The sequence below is a fragment of the Exiguobacterium sp. JMULE1 genome, assembly GCF_013337175.1.
Classification (GTDB): domain Bacteria; phylum Bacillota; class Bacilli; order Exiguobacteriales; family Exiguobacteriaceae; genus Exiguobacterium_A; species Exiguobacterium_A indicum.
This window is the reverse complement of record NZ_SGWC01000002.1, coordinates 568,016-587,048: the sequence shown is the minus strand read 5'-3', so window position 1 is coordinate 587,048 and position 19,033 is coordinate 568,016. Positions and strand designations below refer to the sequence as shown.

18 protein-coding genes and 1 pseudogene are annotated in these 19,033 nt (G+C 47.7%); 11 read left to right on the top strand and 8 right to left on the bottom strand.

Annotation, left to right across the window (positions count from 1 at the left end):
- The first annotated feature begins 94 nt into the window (after positions 1 to 94).
- Genes EXW93_RS03180 through EXW93_RS03165 form a run of 4 tightly spaced genes read left to right on the top strand, consistent with a single transcriptional unit; the run spans position 95 to position 3,643 of the window.
- The gene (locus EXW93_RS03180) at positions 95 to 778 is read left to right on the top strand and encodes a response regulator transcription factor (RefSeq protein ID WP_023467299.1); all 684 of its coding nucleotides are present in this window, start codon (positions 95 to 97) and stop codon (positions 776 to 778) included.
- A complete protein-coding gene (locus EXW93_RS03175; RefSeq protein WP_023467298.1) occupies positions 775 to 2,169 on the top strand; it encodes a sensor histidine kinase in 1,395 nt (464 codons plus the stop codon). The genes EXW93_RS03180 and EXW93_RS03175 overlap by 4 nt, the downstream gene beginning before the upstream one ends.
- Positions 2,166 to 2,732: a TVP38/TMEM64 family protein gene (locus EXW93_RS03170; protein ID WP_023467297.1), complete on the top strand. Its 567-nt coding sequence runs from the start codon at positions 2,166 to 2,168 to the stop codon at positions 2,730 to 2,732. The genes EXW93_RS03175 and EXW93_RS03170 overlap by 4 nt, the downstream gene beginning before the upstream one ends.
- A gap of 32 nt (positions 2,733 to 2,764) precedes the next feature.
- A complete protein-coding gene (locus EXW93_RS03165) occupies positions 2,765 to 3,643 on the top strand; it encodes an aldo/keto reductase (RefSeq protein WP_035398766.1) in 879 nt (292 codons plus the stop codon).
- 50 nt (positions 3,644 to 3,693) lie between these two features.
- On the opposite strand, the gene rlmD is transcribed toward EXW93_RS03165, so the two are convergent.
- Together rlmD and EXW93_RS03155 are read right to left on the bottom strand one after the other, a co-directional pair.
- Positions 3,694 to 5,079, bottom strand: coding sequence for a 23S rRNA (uracil(1939)-C(5))-methyltransferase RlmD (gene rlmD / locus EXW93_RS03160; RefSeq protein ID WP_035398768.1), 1,386 nt, complete (start codon positions 5,077 to 5,079; stop codon positions 3,694 to 3,696).
- 40 nt (positions 5,080 to 5,119) lie between these two features.
- Positions 5,120 to 5,332 carry an SE1561 family protein gene (locus tag EXW93_RS03155; protein WP_023467294.1) on the bottom strand — a complete coding sequence of 71 codons (213 nt, stop codon included), beginning with the start codon at positions 5,330 to 5,332 and terminating at the stop codon, positions 5,120 to 5,122.
- Between the two features lie 84 nt (positions 5,333 to 5,416).
- Between EXW93_RS03155 and yfkAB the strand changes: the two genes are divergently transcribed.
- From yfkAB to EXW93_RS03140, 3 genes and pseudogenes are all read left to right on the top strand, one after another.
- The gene (gene yfkAB, locus EXW93_RS03150; RefSeq protein ID WP_035398770.1) at positions 5,417 to 6,529 is read left to right on the top strand and encodes a radical SAM/CxCxxxxC motif protein YfkAB; all 1,113 of its coding nucleotides are present in this window, start codon (positions 5,417 to 5,419) and stop codon (positions 6,527 to 6,529) included.
- A gap of 87 nt (positions 6,530 to 6,616) precedes the next feature.
- A complete protein-coding gene (locus EXW93_RS03145) occupies positions 6,617 to 6,799 on the top strand; it encodes a hypothetical protein (RefSeq protein WP_023467292.1) in 183 nt (60 codons plus the stop codon).
- A gap of 68 nt (positions 6,800 to 6,867) precedes the next feature.
- A pseudogene (locus EXW93_RS03140) lies at positions 6,868 to 8,022 on the top strand (MFS transporter); the annotation flags it as partial.
- Between the two features lie 41 nt (positions 8,023 to 8,063).
- Here the strand turns inward: EXW93_RS03140 and EXW93_RS03135 are convergent.
- Positions 8,064 to 8,351 carry a hypothetical protein gene (locus EXW93_RS03135; RefSeq protein ID WP_023467290.1) on the bottom strand — a complete coding sequence of 96 codons (288 nt, stop codon included), beginning with the start codon at positions 8,349 to 8,351 and terminating at the stop codon, positions 8,064 to 8,066.
- A 163-nt stretch (positions 8,352 to 8,514) separates the two neighbouring features.
- Complete coding sequence (locus EXW93_RS03130; RefSeq protein ID WP_023467289.1) at positions 8,515 to 9,444, bottom strand: DMT family transporter; 930 nt, start codon at positions 9,442 to 9,444, stop codon at positions 8,515 to 8,517.
- Positions 9,445 to 9,629: 185 nt separating this feature from the next.
- On the opposite strand from EXW93_RS03130, the gene EXW93_RS03125 reads away from it, so the two are divergent.
- Positions 9,630 to 11,579, top strand: coding sequence for a heavy metal translocating P-type ATPase (locus tag EXW93_RS03125; protein WP_023467288.1), 1,950 nt, complete (start codon positions 9,630 to 9,632; stop codon positions 11,577 to 11,579).
- Between the two features lie 49 nt (positions 11,580 to 11,628).
- On the opposite strand, the gene EXW93_RS03120 is transcribed toward EXW93_RS03125, so the two are convergent.
- The 4 genes from EXW93_RS03120 to EXW93_RS03105 all read right to left on the bottom strand — a co-directional run bounded on the left by EXW93_RS03120 (position 11,629) and on the right by EXW93_RS03105 (position 15,064).
- Positions 11,629 to 12,537: a YihY/virulence factor BrkB family protein gene (locus EXW93_RS03120; RefSeq protein ID WP_174316027.1), complete on the bottom strand. Its 909-nt coding sequence runs from the start codon at positions 12,535 to 12,537 to the stop codon at positions 11,629 to 11,631.
- Between the two features lie 86 nt (positions 12,538 to 12,623).
- Positions 12,624 to 13,052 carry an NUDIX hydrolase gene (locus tag EXW93_RS03115; protein WP_058265777.1) on the bottom strand — a complete coding sequence of 143 codons (429 nt, stop codon included), beginning with the start codon at positions 13,050 to 13,052 and terminating at the stop codon, positions 12,624 to 12,626.
- Between the two features lie 28 nt (positions 13,053 to 13,080).
- Positions 13,081 to 13,992 (bottom strand): guanosine-inosine kinase, encoded by a 912-nt coding sequence (locus EXW93_RS03110; protein ID WP_023467285.1) that lies wholly within the window; start codon positions 13,990 to 13,992, stop codon positions 13,081 to 13,083.
- A 178-nt stretch (positions 13,993 to 14,170) separates the two neighbouring features.
- A complete protein-coding gene (locus EXW93_RS03105) occupies positions 14,171 to 15,064 on the bottom strand; it encodes a 1,4-dihydroxy-2-naphthoate polyprenyltransferase (RefSeq protein ID WP_023467284.1) in 894 nt (297 codons plus the stop codon).
- A 159-nt stretch (positions 15,065 to 15,223) separates the two neighbouring features.
- Here EXW93_RS03105 and EXW93_RS03100 point away from each other — a divergent pair, with 159 nt between their 5' ends.
- The 3 genes from EXW93_RS03100 to menH are packed head-to-tail and all read left to right on the top strand — an operon-like array spanning position 15,224 to position 19,015.
- Entirely contained in the window at positions 15,224 to 16,609 is a 1,386-nt protein-coding gene (locus EXW93_RS03100; protein ID WP_174316026.1) for an isochorismate synthase, read from the top strand.
- Positions 16,599 to 18,242 (top strand): 2-succinyl-5-enolpyruvyl-6-hydroxy-3-cyclohexene-1-carboxylic-acid synthase, encoded by a 1,644-nt coding sequence (menD, locus tag EXW93_RS03095; protein ID WP_174316025.1) that lies wholly within the window; start codon positions 16,599 to 16,601, stop codon positions 18,240 to 18,242. Before EXW93_RS03100 ends, menD begins: the two co-directional genes overlap by 11 nt.
- A complete protein-coding gene (menH, locus tag EXW93_RS03090; protein WP_055966678.1) occupies positions 18,239 to 19,015 on the top strand; it encodes a 2-succinyl-6-hydroxy-2,4-cyclohexadiene-1-carboxylate synthase in 777 nt (258 codons plus the stop codon). The genes menD and menH overlap by 4 nt, the downstream gene beginning before the upstream one ends.
- Positions 19,016 to 19,033: the final 18 nt, after the last annotated feature.

Genomic DNA, 19,033 nt, shown 5'->3' with positions numbered 1-19,033 from the left:
CATGCGCTTCTAAAGTTTGAAATGGTATGATAAATAAGAAAACTCATCTTTATGGAGGAAACACTTTCTTCTACAGGAAATGGAGCGAAGACTAATGCCAGAATCGTTTAACATTCTCGTAGTAGATGATGAAGCACAAATGCGTGATCTTCTCGTCTCGAATCTTGAAAAAGAACACTACACGACGATGACAGCTTCTAACGGACAAGAAGCAATCCATCTCATTCAACAAAATACATTCCATCTCGTTCTACTCGATGTCATGATGCCGGAAATGGACGGCTTGACAGCATGTATGCGCATCCGTGAGTTCTCAAACGTTCCGATCATCATGCTGACGGCACGTTCGGATGAACTCGATCGCATTCACGGGCTGAAAATCGGAGCTGATGACTATATTACAAAACCATTCAGCCCTCGAGAACTGCTTGCTCGCATCGAAGCGACGCTTCGTCGTTCTCATCGCTTTACAGTTGATCAATCGGCTACCCTGACGCTCGGCATGCTTGAACTCGACACTGAAAGTCGGAGTGTCCACGTCAATGGCAAGCCGGTCAGCCTGACACGTAAGGAATTTGATTTGCTGCACCTGTTCGCTCAAAACAATGATAAGGTCTTTTCTCGTGAACAGTTACTCGATCAAATCTGGGGTGCGGATTATATCGGGAACTTACGGACGGTCGATACACACATCAAAACACTTCGCTTAAAGCTTGGGGAAGCTGGTGGCTCGATTCAAACGGTCTGGGGCATCGGTTATAAATTCGAGGAAGTATGATTAAGCGCTATACGATCCGGCGCCGGATTTGGATCACGATTTGGTTCACAAGCGTTTTTTCCGCCATTTTATTCGTCTTGTTGACGTTCTATCTCTACGACCGGTTCTATCTTCAGACGCAGGAAGATATCTTATTGAACCGAGGCGAAAAGCTGATCAACATTTATGAATCTGAAGGATTATCTGGTGCTTTTTACGATGGAATGACTTATACGAATGAGTTGACGGAATCGAAAGTCTTCTTTATCGATTTCCTGAAGAAAAATCCAGCTGGACTGCGCTTTTTGACGAATGCGGATATCGAAGAACTTCGAAACGGTGAAACCGTCGTCTCCAGTCGGACCCATCCGATTGAAGGAACGGACATTTTGATGACCGGATTTCCGATCATCGAAAACAATCGACTGGTCGGTACATTGATTTTATATCTAGAACTCGGTCAAATCAGTGAACCATTCCGCCCACTCCGCCTGATGATCTTCTTCATGATCGGACTGATCGTCTTGAATCTCGTCATCTTCGGACGACAAATCATCGATACGATCATCCGTCCGTTGATCGACATGAAGCGCGCCTCGACTGTTTATGCACAAGGTGACTTTGATTATCGGATTCCGATTCAATCGGACGATGAGATCGGGGAACTCGCAGAAACATTAAATAAGATGGCGGAATCGCTCGGAGAAGTCGACGAGCAGCGGAAGGAGTTCCTCGCGAACGTCAGTCATGAATTGCGGACACCACTCTCCTACATCCGTGGCTATACGGAGATGATGCAGGATGATTCGCTCGAGGAAGAAAAGCGTGCGCAGTATTACCAAATCATCGAGCGGGAAACGGAACGTCTGCAACGTCTCGTCAATGATCTACTCGATCTCGCTCAACTTGAACGCGATTCCTATCCGATGTCGAAACAACCACTTGTCTTCAGTCAAGTACTTGAAGATGTCATTTACCGGATGGAACCCATCGCCCAGTCAAAAGGAGTCACGTTCGTCATGAATCTCGACCCGGATCAAATCGTCTTAGGCGATACGGACCGACTCGAGCAAGTCTTCGGCAATTTACTCGATAACGCCTTACGGTACACACCGCCTGGAAAACAGATTTTCTTATCGACTGAAACGATCGGCGACCGGACGCATTGTCTTATCCGGGACGAAGGAGAAGGCATTCCGGAAGAGCATCTTGATCGACTGACAAAACGTTTTTACCGTGTCGATAAATCACGGACGCGTAAAGATGGCGGAACCGGTCTTGGTCTTGCCATCACGAAACACATCATCGATCGTCATGATGGGACAATCCGGTTCGACTCCGTTCTTGGAGAAGGAACGACTGTCCACATCGAGTTACCGCTTCTTCCGGATGAAGAGGATGGATTCGAATGATGGAACATCATGTCATCCAAACCTTTGAACTCTTCGGACCGTTCGCTCCGTTCGTTAGTATCTTAGTCGGCGTCGTCGTCAGTGTACTTGGTGTCCTACCGAGTACGTTCGTCACCGCTGCGAATCTCGTCTATTTCGGATTATGGATGGGCACATTGCTCTCTTTCATCGGTGAAGTCCTAGGTGCGGTTTGTGCGTTTCTACTTTACCGAAAAGGACTGCGGTATGCCCTTCGTCGCCCACTTCCGGATCGATTCGCTCGTTTGCAACAAAAACTACAAGCACAACAAGGACATGAAGCATTTTGGACGATCATCTTGCTGCGGCTGTTACCGTTCGTCCCGTCTGGCATCGTCAACATCGTCAGTGCTGCTAGTGGTATTTCCATCCTACTTTTCCTGACTGCGAGTACGATCGGAAAAATTCCAGCCATGTTAATCGAAGTGTTCGCCGTCCATCAGTTCATGCAATCCTCATCCATCATCCAATGGTCGATTGCAGGCGTGGCACTCGTTGGTTATCTGGCCTATCGTATTCAACAAAAACGAGCATCATCGATATAAAACTACAGATTTTCTGAAAGGAAGTATCGTTCATGGAGTTAAGACGTTTTGGAACATCCGACCTACTCGTATCCCCGCTTGGGTTCGGAGCTGGTCACATCGGCGCAGAACAGATGACGGATCGCGAAGCAGTTTATTTACTCGAACAAGCACGTGATCTCGGCATCAATCTGATCGATACAGCACGCGGCTATGGCTTATCGGAGCAACGCGTCGGGCAATTTCTAAAGAATCGTCGTCACGACGTCATTCTGTCGACGAAAGTCGGCTATGATGTTCCCGGTACGCAGGACTGGACCTTTGAAGCGGTCCATGGTGGCATCGATCAAGCCTTACAGACGATGCAAACGGATCATCTCGACATCGTACACCTCCATTCTTGTAGTCGAGAAATTCTCGCCCAGGGAGATGTCATCGAAGCGCTTGACCAAGCAAAACAAGCTGGAAAAGTCCGTGTCATCGCTTATTCCGGTGATCGGGAAGACTTAACATATGCTATCGAAACGAATCGCTTCGACAGTTTCCAAACGTCATTCAATCTATTTGATCAACGTGTCGATGAAGTCCTGCCCACCCTTCTAGATCACGGTGTCATCGCCAAGCGTCCAATCGGTAACGCCCCGTGGCGATTCGCAGAGCGTCCGGTCGGACAGTACGTCGAACCCTACTGGGAACGTGCGCAACAACTCGCTTATCCACTCGAGGAATCCAGTTGGCTTGAAACTGCCCTTCGTTTCACAGTCTTTGAGCCAGGGATCACGACAGCCATCATCGGTACGTCTCGACCAGAACACCTCGCGCTGAATCAGCAACTGATCGAGCGCGGTCCACTTCCTGTTGATCGTGTTGCTCGGTTGAAGGAACGCTTCGCTGAGTGTGACGCGACGTTCGGTTATCTTTCGCAAACATGATAAAAAGCCCGTATGTCCACTCGTTCAAAGAGTGCATACGGGCTTGTTACTTAGAACTTTTTCTTTTTCTTTTTTTCGAGCACGACGATTGCTTCGACGTGCGCTGTTTGTGGGAACATATCGTACGGCTGAATGTACGATACCTTGTATCCCGCTTTCATCAAGTGATCGCAATCGCGCGCAAGCGTCTGCGGGTTACACGAGACATAGATGATTTTTTTCGCTTTAGACGAGATCATCGCGTTCAACAATTGTGTATCGCAACCTGAGCGTGGTGGGTCGACGATGAAGACATCTGGAATCCAGCCTTCCTTGACCCAACGCGGAATCCAGGCTTCTGCCTTACCGACGACGTAGTGGGCATGGTCGAATCCGTATTGCTTCATGTGCGCATTGGCATCTTCGACAGCTTCTTCAATAATTTCCATGCCGCGGACTTCTTTTGCTCCTTTAGCGATCCAAAGTCCGATTGAACCAACACCTGCGTAGGCATCAACGACACGTTCTTCGCCTGTCAAAGCAGCAGCACGCGCAATTTCTTCATACATCCGCTCTGCTTGTTCCGGATTCAATTGGAAGAAGGCACGCGGAGACAATTGATACGTGAATTCCCCCATCTCTTCCTCGATCCGTTCAACGCCACGCAAGACTTCCGTCTCTTCTCCGAAGACACGTGATGTCAACTTATCATTGATGTTCAGTGCAACCGAGACGACACCTGGAATGTCCATGATATCGCGCGATAAGCCCTCTAGATCACGGAAGCCGTCTTTAAAGGCAACGAGCACGACTTGAATTTCGCCCGTTTTGATTCCTGTCCGGACGACGATATGGCGCATGACACCGTCTTGTTTTGATGCATGGTAAACGGGTACTTTATAGTCATTGAGTAATTTCGTAACAGCTTGGTTGACGCGAAGCGTATCCTTGTTTTGGACGACACAATCATCGATCGCGACCAAACGATTCGAATTCGCAGAATAGAGACCGCTAACGATTTCATTGCCTTGTTTCCCGACGACGAATTGCGACTTGTTGCGGTATCCCCACTCCTTCGAACCAATCGTCGGGCGGATATCGGCTTTTTCGACATTCAACTTCGTTGATTTCAAGAAAGCGTTGCGAAGCATTTCTTCCTTATAACGCAATTGTCCATCGTAACTCATGTGTTGTAATTGACAGCCGCCACAGACACTATAGACCGGGCAAAGTGGAGTAACACGGTCTGGTGAACGATCGTCACGCTTTAAGATTTTTGCATTCGCATAGTTCGCATGAATTTCCGTGATCTCGATCTGTGCTGTCTCACCGACGAGTAGACCTGGGATGAAGACGATTTGTCGTTCAAGTGTTGCGATCCCTTCACCGTTGATTCCCATTCGTAGACAAGTGACCGAACGGACCTCACCCGTCTGTAATTTGATTTTTGTTGCCATTGATTTCATCCTTTCTCTTTACGCAAATGAAAAAGCGGTCTCAATCTACCGCTTTTTTCGTTTCTTCTTGTTCTTTCATATCCTTTGCATATCGAACGACCTTCGCCTTGAGTTGATCTAGTGATACGATCAGTCGTTCCAAATCTTCGATATCTGATGATTCATCGAGTGAATCGATTGTATGACAGAGAAGCTGCATTCTTGATTTTAGCACATTCATTTGACCAAGTTTATCAGTTCTTGCTTTTCCCATTATTCAGACTTCCTTTCTTCCGCTGGATTCCGACGTTATTTTAGCATACGATACGAAGTGGAGCACTAAAAAGGAGGAGTACCTATGCCACAATCATCACCCATCACGATCGCAAACGATCCGTGGGAAGCTTATCGTGACATTGAACAATACGGCACCGTCCGTTTGACGAACATCGAAGTCACGACGACAAAACTGTGTAACATGCGCTGTGAACATTGCGCCGTCGGTTACATGTTATCCAGTAGCGAGTCACCTGAAATCCCAGTCGAACTACTCATTCAACGTCTGGATGAAATCGAACATCTGCGTGCCTTCTCAATCACCGGCGGAGAACCGATGCTTTCAATGAAATCCGTCAAGGAGTATGTCGTCCCTTTACTTAAGTATGCCCACGAACGTGGCGCTAAAACCCAAATCAACTCAAATTTAACACTTCCGTTATCCCGTTATGAATTAATCATTCCTTATCTAGATGTCTTGCACATCTCACATAACTGGGGAACAGCCGACGATTTCATCGATGGTGGCTTTGCGATGATGGAACGAAAACCGTCACGTGAAGCACGGACGAAACTTTTCGAGACGATGAAAGAGAATGCCCGTGTTCTGAATGCACGTGGTGTCATCGTTTCTGCAGAGACGATGATCAATAAACGGACATTACCACACCTTGAAGCGATTCATAAGGAAATCGTCGATATGGGGTGTGTCCGTCATGAAGTGCACCCGATGTACCCCGCTGACTTCGCGTCAATGATCGAAGCAGCTAGTTTATCTGAAATCCGTGACGGAATTCATCGTTTGCTTGACGTCCGCGATCCGAACGTTTGGATGTTGTTCGGAACACTTCCTTTCTACGCATGTTCGATGGAAGAGGCAGATTTAGAATTGCACCGTCGCTTGCGTCAAGAAAAAAACGTATCGGTTCGCAATGACCCAGATGGTCGTTCTCGTCTTAACGTCAACATCTTTGATGGTGAAATCATCGTGACTGATTTCGGCGACGAACTCGCTTCGCTCGGTACGATTCATGAGACGTCTTTCAATGATGCGTATGCCCAGTGGCAAGAGACAGAACTGAATAAAAGCTTGTCGTGTCACTGCCCTGCGGTGCAATGCCTTGGACCGAACGCGCTTGTGAAAAACGCTTATTACCCTGAGATTGATTTCACAAAACAATCGAGTCGGCTTTAAGAATCAAAAATAGGTTTTGAACGATGGCATCCCGGGAAAAATGTCACAAAGTAGACACATTCTGTTTTTCTAAAAGGGGTGACCGGGATGGAATGGCTCGTAGGTATTGTCGCAATCATCGGTACGTTCAGTATGGTCTTGTTCGTCATGATGGTTGGTATTCGCGCTTCACACAGCATCGAACATGATGAAGTGTTCGATCAGACAGACTGGGACGAACATCTTCTGCATATGCCGCGTCCGACACGTTTTGAACAAGAAAATAAATGAAGCACGCCCCGGTCTACCGTTTCAGAGACCGGGGCGTGTTATGCTAAAAGAAAAAAGAAAGGTCGTCGTTACTTGTGTCACGTCGTTTTGCTCTTATCTTATCGATCGTCTTCATTTCCGGATTCACGCAAGGTCTGCTGATTCCACTGTTATCTATTTTACTTGAACGCCAAGGAACCCCCGCTTTCATCAACGGTCTCAGCGCTGCCGTTCTCTATATCGGTGTCATCGTCGCCGCCCCTCTCATGGAAGGTCCACTACGACGACGTGGTTATATTCCGGTCATCTCGTTTGGACTCGCTCTTGTTGCAGTAGCGGTTTTCTTATTTCCACTTCTTCCAAGCGTCATTGCTTGGATGATTTTACGGTTCCTCGTCGGATTTGGTGATCAGACGTTACACTATGGATCACAGGTTTGGGTGACGTCCATTACCCCAAATGAACGGTTAGGACGAACGATGTCACTATACGGGATGGCATTCGGTCTCGGTTTTGCTCTCGGTCCTCTTGCGGCACCTCTCGTCGATGTCATCAACTGGCTACCATTCGTGTTGACTGGTACATTGACTGTCATCGTCCTGATCTTATTATCGCGTATGCCGAACGAAAAACCGTCATCCGTCATGCCGGAGGAGCTGCAAAGCGCCGCCTCACGGTATAAACTTGTCCTATCAACTGCTTGGTTCACGTTACTTCCTGGCTTTACATATGGTTTTCTCGAAGCCACACTGAATGCCAGTTTTCCCGTTTTTGCGACGCGTAACGGGTACGGTCTATCTGAGACGAGTACCTTGATCACGACATTCGTCGTCAGCTCGTTGATCATGCAACTTCCACTTGGACGACTTGCGGATCACTTCGGAAAACGTCGGACGTTAGTAACCGTTCTTTCGATTGGCTCCGTTTCTTTCCTCATCGCTTGCTTCGTCTTCGAGCGATATGGTTGGTTATTCGCGATTTTCGCTGTCAGCGGGATGGCACTTGGCTCGACGTACTCGCTCGGTGTCGCCTATATGACGGAACAGTTACCGCGACACCTTCTTCCGACGGGCAACTTGCTTGCAGGGATTGCCTTTAGTCTTGGTTCGATCCTTGGACCGATTGCTGGCAGCTTGTTCGTTCTGCTTCCAGCTATGCTTTATTTCAGTCTATTCGTTCTGGTTCTAGCGACACTTGCGTTTCTCTTACGATACGCGAAACGTCACGAATCATCCCGGATATAAAACAAAGGATCTTGCGCTAATGATGCGCAAGATCCTTTGTTTTATTTCACGATTCCTTCTTGCCGAAAACTCCGCCAGAGCTTATCGTCGATCGCATACGGCTGTTCTTTTGCACGCTTCAGCTCTTCTGTCTCGAGCAGCACGACGACCTCTCGACCGTTGATTGACCACACTGAATCGTAACCTCTCTCCGCCTCGATGATTTCCACATCCACATCTCCATGGGTTTCCTTCAACTGCTGACTGACGCACGTTACGACGAATCGGGCAAACTCATCACGTGGACGACGAGTGGCAATGATCTTTCGAACGATCTCATTCCGTTCCATTCGTTTTCATCTCCTTTCGTTTTATAGTCGCACTAGCCTTTCAGACAAGGCCGAATCGGTCTTCACTTGACCGTACAGAAAAAAGCCGAACGGGTCGGCTTGAGCAACGAACGATTGGGAGTTACTTTGATTGAAACTATTCTTGCACGATTCTGAATCTTCGTCAACCTCGCTTTTGAAACCATACAGGAAGGTACGTCGAGACTAAGATACCACTGACGACGAAGAGTAACCCAAGCAACGCTTGCGGTGGAATCGTCTCGCCGAGAATCAAGGCCGATAAACTGACACCATAGATCGGTACGAAGAACATGAACAACGACACTTTACTGACTGGATTATATTTCATTAGTAAGTTCCAAAGCGTAAATCCAGTCGCTGATAAGAAGGCAAGATACACGAGCATCCAAGCACTTGTCGTTGAAAAGGTGAATGGTGCGACGTGACCATCGAGAATGACTCCTGCGATAAAGAGACCGATTGATCCAATGACCATCGCCCATCCAGTCATCGGTGCCACCGGATAACGTGCCGAGTATTCTTTGGCAATCAAGTTACCGAACGCCCCGGAAACCATTGCTGCGATCAATAATCCTTCCCCTACTCCAAACGAGACACCTTGCCCACCTTGTGGCCAGTTGGCCAAGATGACACCTGTGAATCCAAGGAATAAGGCGAGTCCTTTAAATCGATTCAGTCGATCGTCTTCATATCGAAAATGTGCCAGCAACATCTGAAAGAACGAAGTCGATCCGGCAATGATTGATCCTTGTACGCCAGTTGATAAAGATAGACCGATATAAAAGAAGACATACTGCAAGAACGTCAAAAAGAAGCCGAGACGACTATAGGCGTAGGTCCGCTCCTTCAGTGTGATCGTCTGTTTGAAGACGAAGACACTGACGACAAGTAATAACACACCTGCTAAAAAGAAACGATAGCTCGCAAACAGTAATTGCTCTCCGTATTCGGAAGATGTGATCTGTAATAAGTCATAACTTTTTTTAATGAAGGGAAACGCACTTCCCCACAAAAAAGTCGTCAGTAACGCAAAGACGACGAGTCCAATCCGATGGGTTAAAATTTTTTGCATCTTTCTAGTTCCTTTCCTGTTCCTTTTCACTGAAGCATGGTATAGTAATTCTACAGATAATAATAATTATAATCTAGAGACAATGAAACTCATTATCAATCAGTTAAACTCATTGATATATCACATTCTCATTCTCTTTCTATAATGATTTCATTTCTCATTTACATTTTGAAAGGAGTTTTAATATGACGACTTCCACTACTACCGATGTTCAACAGCGTTCCGTATTCCGTCATGCTTGGGATGAGCATCACGAATTGATTCTAGCATTGTTTAGCGGAATATTGATTTTAGTTGCTTACGGACTCGAAAAATTCAATACGGCGTCTGCCGTTTATGTCACATTGTACTTATCGGCTTATGTAATCGGAGGATATGCGAAAGCGAAGGAAGGATTGACGGAGACGTATCAAGAAAAAACGTTGAACGTCGAATTGTTGATGATTTTAGCTGCCATCGGTGCGGCTGCTATCGGTTACTGGATGGAAGGTGCGATCCTCATCTTCATCTTTGCGTTATCCGGTGCCCTTGAGACATACACGATGAATAAGAACGAACGTGCCTTGCAAAGCTTGATGTCCTTACAACCGGAGGAAGCAACACGTCTGAATGCAAACGGTCAACTCGAAGTCGTCGGAATCGAACAATTAGCGATCGGTAACCTCGTCTATGTTCGTCCTGGGGAGCGGATTCCAGTCGATGGTGTCATCGTTCGCGGTCAAGCCGCGATCGAAGAAGCATCGATTACAGGAGAATCGATTCCGGTTGAAAAACAAACAGGTGATACCGTTTATAACTCGACTGTCAACATGAATGGTGTCTTGACGATTGAGATGACGAAAGCTGCTGACGAATCGTTGTTCCAAAAAATCATTCATATGGTCCAAAACGCACAAAGTGAACAGTCTCCATCTGCTCAGTTCATCGAACGTTTCGAAAGCCGTTATGTCAAAATCGTCCTCCTCGTCGTTGCACTAATGATGGTCCTCCCTCATTACGTCGTTGGCTGGACATTTGAGACAAGTATTTATCGCGCGATGATTCTTCTCGTCGTCGCCTCACCTTGTGCCCTTGTTGCGTCGATTACACCTGCTGCTTTGTCTGCAATTGCCGCATCTGCGAAAAATGGCGTTCTTTTTAAAGGAGGCGCCCACATCGAGACGCTCGGACAAGTCGATACGATCGTCTTCGATAAAACGGGAACACTGACAACAGGGAAACCCGTCGTCACCGAAAGTCGTTATGCGGAAGGCATGGACGTCCGCGCAGTCCAACAAGCGGTCGCTTCCATCGAAGCGCAGTCGAACCATCCACTCGCACAAGCAATCGTCGATCACTTAAAAACCGATGTCCGCGAACCATCAACGTTTAAAGATGTGACAGGATACGGGATTGAAGCAACTGTCGATGGTGTCACGTATCGTATCGGTAAACGGGCGTTCCATGATGGTTTAGACGATCCATTCGTCGCGATCGAACAGTCATTGAAAGAGCAAGGGCATACGATCGTTTATGTCAGCAATGGAGCACAGATCGTAGCGCTTTATGCGTTACGTGATACGATTCGTCCGGAAGCCAAAACAGCGATTGCTGCCTTAAATGATCTCGGCATCGCAACGATCATGTTAACTGGTGATAATCCGGTCACGGCAGCTGCCATCTCACGTGAGGCGGGATTGACGGACTTCGTCGCTGAGTGCCTACCGGAAGATAAAGTCCGCTACATCAAACAATACCAAACAGAAGGTCGGACCGTCGCAATGGTCGGTGACGGCATTAACGATGCCCCAGCCCTTGCATTAGCACATGTCGGGATTGCGATGGGCGAAGGAACGGACGCTGCACTCGAGACCGCTGACGTCGTCTTGATGAAAAATGACTTAGGTCGTCTTGCCTATGCTGTTCATAAAGCCCGGAAGATGAACCGGATCGTCAAACAAAACATCACACTTGCGATCGGTGTCATCCTCCTATTGATCGCATCGAATTTGTCCCAGTTCCTCATCATGCCGTTCGCCGTCGTCGGACACGAAGGATCAACGATTCTCGTCATCCTGAACGGTTTACGCCTTCTTCAACAGGATGCTTTACCAAGTCTTCCACAGCGTTCATCTGAAAAACGATTAGCTGCTTAACCATCAAAAAAGCCTGACCGCCACATGGCAGTCAGGCTTTTTTGTACCTTCATCCGAACGTATTCGTCGGAATGGCATCAAGTTCGGCTTGTTCCTTCAAGCGCTTTTCTTCCATTTTCTTCGGATCCGCTTTTTTCATGAACCGTTCCCATGATGCGTTCAATTCAGAACCGAGTAAGATGATCAGCCCTGTGAAGTAGAGCCATAGTAACAAGATGACGACACTACCGAGCGAACCGTACGTTTGATTGTAATTCGAGAAGTTCGAGACGTAAAATCCGAATCCAACCGATAATAATTGCCAGACGATGACACCAAAAACGGCTCCTGGAATTGCTTCTTTGAATGTAATCGGGCGCTTTGGTGCGACGCGGTAAAAAATCGACAGGATACCAATCAATAGAATCGTCGACACGACATACCGTAAGACCGTCAGTAGGATTTTTTGCCCCATATCGATCGGAAGCACGAAATTGGCAAGATACGTGATGATCGGACCACCGAGAACATTCAAGACGATCAGCAGCAACATCCCGATTCCGAGTACGATCGTGAGCAATAAGGCAATCCCACGTGCTGCGACAAAACCACGGGGCGAGAAGTCACCATAGGCATGGTTCGCCGTCGTGATCAAACGATCGACTCCTTTTGAGGCGGACCAGACAGCAAGAATCGCACCAACCGATAACAATCCACCTTGTGGTTCCTTGATGGCTTGGAAAATCGTATCGGTGAATGTGTTAACAGCACCACCTGGCGCTAAGTCGCGAATTTGTGATTCGAGCGTCTGACGATCGATGTCAAAGAAAGATAAGACGGAAATGACGAAAATGATACCTGGGAAAATGGATAAAAACCAGTAATAAGCGAGTGTCCCTGCATAATCCGTGATGTTATGATCGGACATTCGTTGCTTTAAGTTCAGGGCAAGCCCTTTTGGATCGCGTGAATGCGCCATCGTCATCTCTCCTTCATGAAAAAGAGGCAGTCGAAGACCACCTCATTGTTTTAATATACTTTTCCCATTTTATTTCAACTAAAACCTCATTCGTTTTCAGAAAGGATCAATTCATAGAATGGTTCTGTCATTTCTGCCAGCTGTTTGGCAAGTGACGGTGGACGAATCGGTAACGAAGGTAGCTCCGAACGCTTGATCCAGACCGGTGTATAACCCGATCCTTCCTCTTCGAACTCTTCACCCGTACCCGTGCCAAAGCGACCCCCAATTGTTTTCGCCCAAAAATAAGGATTGTCGAATCCATTAAAACGGACGATGGCGGCAATACCGGTCAACTCCACATCGATTCCAAGTTCTTCATGTGCTTCACGAATCGCTGTTTCTTCTAACGATTCTCCATCATCTTTCCCACCGCCTGGAAAGACATAATACGTTTCGTTTGGTTTATCCCGACGAATCAACGCAACTTCATCCTGTTCGTTTCGTAAAATGATTGCACTTCGTTGAATCGGCATGACGCCACCTCCCTTTTATTATTTCGACTTATTGAAGAGTATCCAGCATTTCAGGAACGAGTCCATTCTCTGTCGAAGCGATGACTTCTGCTGCAACCTTCATACCAAGCTTCAATGCCTCTTCTGCTGACTTTTCTTGTGTCAATTCAGACAAGACAGCAGAGAAGAATGAGTCGCCTGCTCCCGTCGAGTCGACGACTTTTACTTTTTTCGTTCCGACATGACCTGATGTCGCTGTACGACGATCAACGTAGACCGCCCCGAGTTCACTCATCGTCACGACCGTGAACGGAGCACCTTTTTTTGCTAACTCGTTTGCTACATGAATCGCATCTTCTACCGTCACGATCGACAGATCAGACAGAATTTCTGCTTCTTCTCGACTACAAATGAATCCAGTGAATCCTTGTAACAGATGACGATTTCGTTCGATGACGCTCAAGTGACCACAAACACCAAACAATGGTAACTCCATTTTGCGGCATAAATGAATCAAACGTTCGAGCACAGTAACAGACAAATCAAGATCGATCGCAACGGCATCGACTCCATCGAGCGCATAGATTGATTGACGTAAGATCGCTTCTTCGAGCAACTTGGCATCTGGTTGTTTTGAGATCGATGTTTGCAAATCGCCTTCATTATCCATGACAGCTAGCCACATGCCCATTCCATGATCTTCTAACATTTCGACGTGATCCACATTTGCACCGTAAGATTTCAGCTCATCGAGCACTCCCACGCCAATCTGATCATTCGTAACCGTCGAGATAAAGCGAACTTCATTCCCGAGGACGGCTAGATTTTGTGCTACGTTGCGTCCTGTTCCTCCATTTGAAAACGTGATGTCTCCTACGTTTTTCGCATCCTTATGCAAAGGAGCGAACGAAGTTCCTTTTATGTCGACGAATACTTTTCCGATTACCGCGATTTTATTCATTTCAGTTCCACCTCTAACCATATTTCCTGATTTCCGACCTTGTTTGATCTTTCAGGCACATTGCTTCAATTATAGTAAAATTTTAAATCAGTGACAACCGAAGTAGTTTTTTTCTAACAGTTCGCTATCTTCAAGTTAAAAAAGCAGCAAGCGGATCGCCTGCTGCTTTGATTAAAGATTAGATATTCGCGATCACGAGACTGATTGCGAGTAAGAGTCCGAAAATCGTGTTCACTTTACCGGTCTGTGCCATGCCAGGCATCAGCTTTTCCGGTGGTAAGTCTTCCCAGAAGAGACGTACTGCTTTGATCATGAGCGGAATACTCAATAACGCGAGTAACGCAAACCATGAAACGTCAAATGCGAGTACAGCAATAATGAGAGACAGGATAGCTGCCGCAAAAAATCCGATCAAGACGTACACGGCACGGCGATGTCCGACGAGACAGGCAATCGTTTTTCGTCCGTTGACCTTATCATTATCCAAGTCCCGAATGTTATTCGCAAGTAGGATTGAACCAATCAAGATGGCGACTGGTACCGAAATCGCAACGGCTTCTGTCGGAACATAACCAATTTGCAAGTACGCCGAAATCGCGATGATAATATACCCCATGAAAAAGCCTGCAACGACTTCTCCAAACGGTGTATAGGCAATCGGAAGCGGTCCTCCTGTATAGATATATCCGACGAACATCGAAATGAGTCCTACGACAAGTAACCACCACGATGTCTCGATGCACAGATACACACCGAGTAATGCCGAGATGCCATACAATGTAAGTGCGAACGCTAGGATCGTTCCCGGCTTGAATCCGTCACGAACGATCGATCCACCGATTCCGACCGACTCCTCCGTATCTAAACCACGTTTGTAATCGTAGTATTCATTGAACAGATTCGTTGCGATTTGAATCAACATCGATGCGATCAACATCGCCACGAACAAATCCAAGCGTATCGATTCCACGCGTGGTGCGACAACTGCCGTACCGACGACGACCGGAACAAAACTTGCTGTTAATGTATGCGGTCGTGTCATTCGCCAATAGACAGCGATTGATTTATTCATATAATAACCCCTTTCCTGTCTAAGTGTATCGGGTTTCGTTTTTTGCTGTCAATGTTCAATCCGAGATAGCTTATTCCTTCTTTTTTGTCCGCAAAAAGTTTACACTTAAATTAAGTGAAACATATCACAGTATCTATAGACTAGGGGGCAATGAGCGGTATGGCTTACGCTCAACAAGAGCTAAAACAGTGTATCGAACAGGCCGTCAGTCAGGCGAACGCCTCACAACGACCTATACTCGCTTCGTATTCATGGGAAATCGAAGCAACTGACATGCGTTCCCTCGAACAGGGTATCGAGGAACGATTTTATTTCGCGACACCTGATCGCTCGATGCGGGCCATCGGGTTTGGCATCGTACAACAACTTCAGGCTTCAGGAACGGATCGTTTTTTACGAATTCAATCGCAATGGGCAAACTTGAATCGCGATCATGTCGGTCATGATTTATTTGCGTTCAGCGGATTTTCGTTTACCGAACTTAAACAACCGGATTATCGTTGGTCTTCCTTCGGAGACGCTTCGATGACGATTCCGAAGTTTTTATTTCTAGAACAAAATGGCAAGACACGTGTGACGATTTTTGCTCGCGTCGAGCCAATGGATCAAGTCGATTCTATCTTAAATGAACTCGCACTCGATTTCGCCAAAGTCAATCAACCGCAACCATCGACTGCCGCAGGCGTCACGCGCTTACGACTATCGCGAGATGGGAATGAAGCCTTTGAAGCTTCGTTCCATCAAGCGATGCACTACTTGGAGACGACACTTGAAAAAATCGTCCTGGCGCGCGAAGTCGTCTATGAGCTGGATCGTCCACTCAACGTAGCCGCTGTCGTCGCTGAACTCGAAGATACGCAGCCCGGCAGCTACGTCTTCTGTTTCCAACCAAATCCGGAAGAAGCCTTTATCGGCGCTACACCGGAACGACTCGTCTTAAAACGTGGACGTCGTCTTGAAACGGCAGCCGTCGCTGGTTCTGCACCACGCCACGCAACGGATGAGATGGACGAAGCACTCGGTCAATCGTTATTACAAGATCAAAAGAACCGGGTAGAGCACGGAATCGTCGCGGATTCGATCGAACGGACATTATCTGTATTTTCAGAGGAACTGGATTGTCCGGATACGCCGATTCTCTTGAAGAATCGCCATATTCAACATCTTTATACACCAATCACAGCTCATTTAAAAGAAGATGTGACGTTATTCCAATTAATCGAAAAACTGCATCCGACACCTGCACTTGGGGGCGAACCTAAGCAGTTAGCAGTCGATGCCATCCAAGAAATCGAAACGTTCGAACGAGGATGGTACGGTTCACCTGTTGGTTGGATGAACGGACAGGATGACGGGGAATTCATCGTTGCCATTCGATCTGGATTGTTTACAGAACGGGCGGTCATTCTTTACGCCGGTTGCGGTCTCGTCGAAGGCTCTCATCTCGATAGTGAACTGGCAGAGACGGAAACTAAACTATCACCGATGGTACAAGCACTTGGACACGTCGGTTCGATTGAAAAGGATGATATTTATGTTGACTAAGTGGATGCACACGTTAATCGATACGCTCGTCGCTTCTGGTGTCCGGGACTTCGTCATCAGTCCCGGCTCCCGTTCGACACCACTTGCCATTGCTGCTTTTCTGCATCCTTCTAGCCGTACCCACGTCCTTGTTGACGAACGGTCGGCTAGTTTTTTTGCTTTAGGTCTAACACGGACGGAAGAACGCGTTCGTCCCGTTGCGTTGATTTGTACAAGCGGTACCGCTGCGACGAACTATTATTCAGCAGTGACCGAAGCGAATATTTTTGAACTTCCGCTGATAGTCTTGACCGCCGATCGACCACATGAATTACGGAATGTCGGTGCGCCACAAGCTATTGATCAGGTTGGTCTGTACGGGAAGCAGGTTCGGCATGCGTTTGATCTTCCGTTAGCAGAAGAAGCGAGCCTTCCTTACGTCGCTCATGTTGCACAACGCGCAACCCTACTCTCTCTAACGGAACCAGCTGGTCCGGTTCAAATCAATGTTCCGTTACGTGAACCACTCGTGCCGGAACTCGATCTCTTACGGACAGGACGCCCGGTCGGTGTTTTACCTGAACCGACACCGGGCGTAAACGACGCTTTAGCGACCGCACTTCAAGAAGAGCGTCTTCTTTTTGTACTTGGACCACAACTTACTGCGGCGGACAGTCAGGTTGTCATCTCGTATGCGAAACAAGCAGGGATTCCGGTATTGGCGGATCCACTCAGTCAAGGACGACAATCGCATGATGCTCACGTTTTTGCCTATTACGATACATGGCTCAAACATCCAGCTACCGCTCAGTACGTCCGACCAGACCGAATCATTCGTTTCGGTGCCATGCCGACGTCAAAACCTTATCTGCTTTGGTCTCGGGATATTCCGACGACGGTCGTCGGTCATCCAGGAAATTGGCGTGACCCTCAACTCCATTCGGATTTCGTAATTGGTCACGCGCGACAACTCACGCATTATATATCTGTTCCGCATGATCCTGCGTATCTGACACTGTTGCAACAGGCGGAGCGACGCGTCGCCGCTGCTTTTGCGACAATCGATCAAGAGGAGATGACGGAGTATAACGTCGTCCGTGCATTGGCGACGTTACAGGACGGAAGTCTCTTCGTTTCGAACAGTATGCCGATACGGGATGTCGATACGTTCCTACCGACAGGAACACCGCTTCGTCTACTCGCGAACCGAGGTGCGAACGGAATTGACGGCATTCTCTCAAGCGCTCTAGGAGCAACGTTTGACGCCACACACCGCTACTTACTCGTCGGTGACTTGGCGTTCATTCATGATATCAACGGTCTGATGACAGCACGGACGCTTCCGTTAACGATCATTCTCGTCAACAATGCGGGTGGCGGAATATTTAGCTTTTTACCACAACAGCAACTCGAGCAAGAGGTGTTCGAACCACTTTTCGGTACACCGCAGCATCTCGACTTCGCTTCTCTCGCTTCCGGATATGGCGTAACCTATCAGGCGATCGATTCCATCGCCGCGTTACGTCAAGCACTTGCGGAAGAGACGAACGTCACTCGGATTCTTGAAGTCAAGACGACACGAACAGAAAACGTACAGATGCACCGTTCGATCTGGGACGTGACGAATCATGCGTTAGCCGAGGTGTTCCAATGATTTTGCGTGGGCATACGTATCATGTGAAAATCGAGGGATCGGGTCCACCGCTCCTATTGCTTCATGGTTTTACAGGCTCGCTCTCGACGTGGGACATGCTAAGTGAGCATTTATCGCCTCACTTCACCGTCTATCGCCTTGATTTGATGGGGCATGGAAAAACGACACCGGCGTCTGAGCAACGAATGCGTTTGACGCAACAGGTCAAGGATCTCGAGGCACTGCTCGCTATGCGATCCGAGCCATGGATCGTCCTCGGATATTCGATGGGTGGACGAATCGCTTTAATGCTGAGCGTCGTCTCTGAGCAAATCGCTCGGACGATCGCTGTTAGTACGACACCGGGTATCCAGACGGCAATCGAGCGAAAAGTACGTCGTACATCCGATCGAGTGCTTGCGGAGCGACTCGAAAAAGGCGGACTCGAAGCTTTCATCGATCACTGGGAGACACTTGGACTATTTAAACCCCAAGCCCTTCTGCCGGAATCGCAACGTACGCGACTGCGTCAGGAGCGCCTGTCCCAAACGGTGGAAGGTCTGAGTGCTTCGTTACGTGCACAAGGTACAGGAAGCATGCCATCCCTATGGTCATGCCTTCCGAAAGAGATTGATTGGATTGTCGGGGCAGAGGATGAAAAATTCCGTGCCATCGCTTCACGAGCGGCATCACCTGAAAAAATTCACGTGATTTTGCACGCTTCGCACGCCCCACATATCGACCAACCGCAAAAGTTTGTTACAATGGTAGAGAATCTACTTATTCATCACTAACATATTGGGGGAATTCAC

Excerpts from the sequence above, each read along its gene's own strand:
- EXW93_RS03130 (WP_023467289.1), bottom strand. The coding sequence starts at position 9,444 with ATGCAAAAAATTTTAACCCATCGGATTGGACTCGTCGTCTTTGCGTTA.
- EXW93_RS03170 (WP_023467297.1), top strand. The coding sequence starts at position 2,166 with ATGATGGAACATCATGTCATCCAAACCTTTGAACTCTTCGGACCGTTC.
- EXW93_RS03105 (WP_023467284.1), bottom strand. The coding sequence starts at position 15,064 with ATGAATAAATCAATCGCTGTCTATTGGCGAATGACACGACCGCATACA.
- EXW93_RS03115 (WP_058265777.1), bottom strand. The coding sequence starts at position 13,052 with ATGCCGATTCAACGAAGTGCAATCATTTTACGAAACGAACAGGATGAA.
- EXW93_RS03135 (WP_023467290.1), bottom strand. The coding sequence starts at position 8,351 with ATGGAACGGAATGAGATCGTTCGAAAGATCATTGCCACTCGTCGTCCA.
- EXW93_RS03100 (WP_174316026.1), top strand. The coding sequence starts at position 15,224 with ATGGCTTACGCTCAACAAGAGCTAAAACAGTGTATCGAACAGGCCGTC.
- EXW93_RS03110 (WP_023467285.1), bottom strand. The coding sequence starts at position 13,992 with ATGAATAAAATCGCGGTAATCGGAAAAGTATTCGTCGACATAAAAGGA.
- EXW93_RS03175 (WP_023467298.1), top strand. The coding sequence starts at position 775 with ATGATTAAGCGCTATACGATCCGGCGCCGGATTTGGATCACGATTTGG.
- EXW93_RS03155 (WP_023467294.1), bottom strand. The coding sequence starts at position 5,332 with ATGGGAAAAGCAAGAACTGATAAACTTGGTCAAATGAATGTGCTAAAA.
- menD (WP_174316025.1), top strand. The coding sequence starts at position 16,599 with ATGTTGACTAAGTGGATGCACACGTTAATCGATACGCTCGTCGCTTCT.
- EXW93_RS03120 (WP_174316027.1), bottom strand. The coding sequence starts at position 12,537 with ATGGCGCATTCACGCGATCCAAAAGGGCTTGCCCTGAACTTAAAGCAA.
- EXW93_RS03145 (WP_023467292.1), top strand. The coding sequence starts at position 6,617 with ATGGAATGGCTCGTAGGTATTGTCGCAATCATCGGTACGTTCAGTATG.
- yfkAB (WP_035398770.1), top strand. The coding sequence starts at position 5,417 with ATGCCACAATCATCACCCATCACGATCGCAAACGATCCGTGGGAAGCT.
- EXW93_RS03180 (WP_023467299.1), top strand. The coding sequence starts at position 95 with ATGCCAGAATCGTTTAACATTCTCGTAGTAGATGATGAAGCACAAATG.
- menH (WP_055966678.1), top strand. The coding sequence starts at position 18,239 with ATGATTTTGCGTGGGCATACGTATCATGTGAAAATCGAGGGATCGGGT.
- EXW93_RS03125 (WP_023467288.1), top strand. The coding sequence starts at position 9,630 with ATGACGACTTCCACTACTACCGATGTTCAACAGCGTTCCGTATTCCGT.
- EXW93_RS03165 (WP_035398766.1), top strand. The coding sequence starts at position 2,765 with ATGGAGTTAAGACGTTTTGGAACATCCGACCTACTCGTATCCCCGCTT.
- rlmD (WP_035398768.1), bottom strand. The coding sequence starts at position 5,079 with ATGGCAACAAAAATCAAATTACAGACGGGTGAGGTCCGTTCGGTCACT.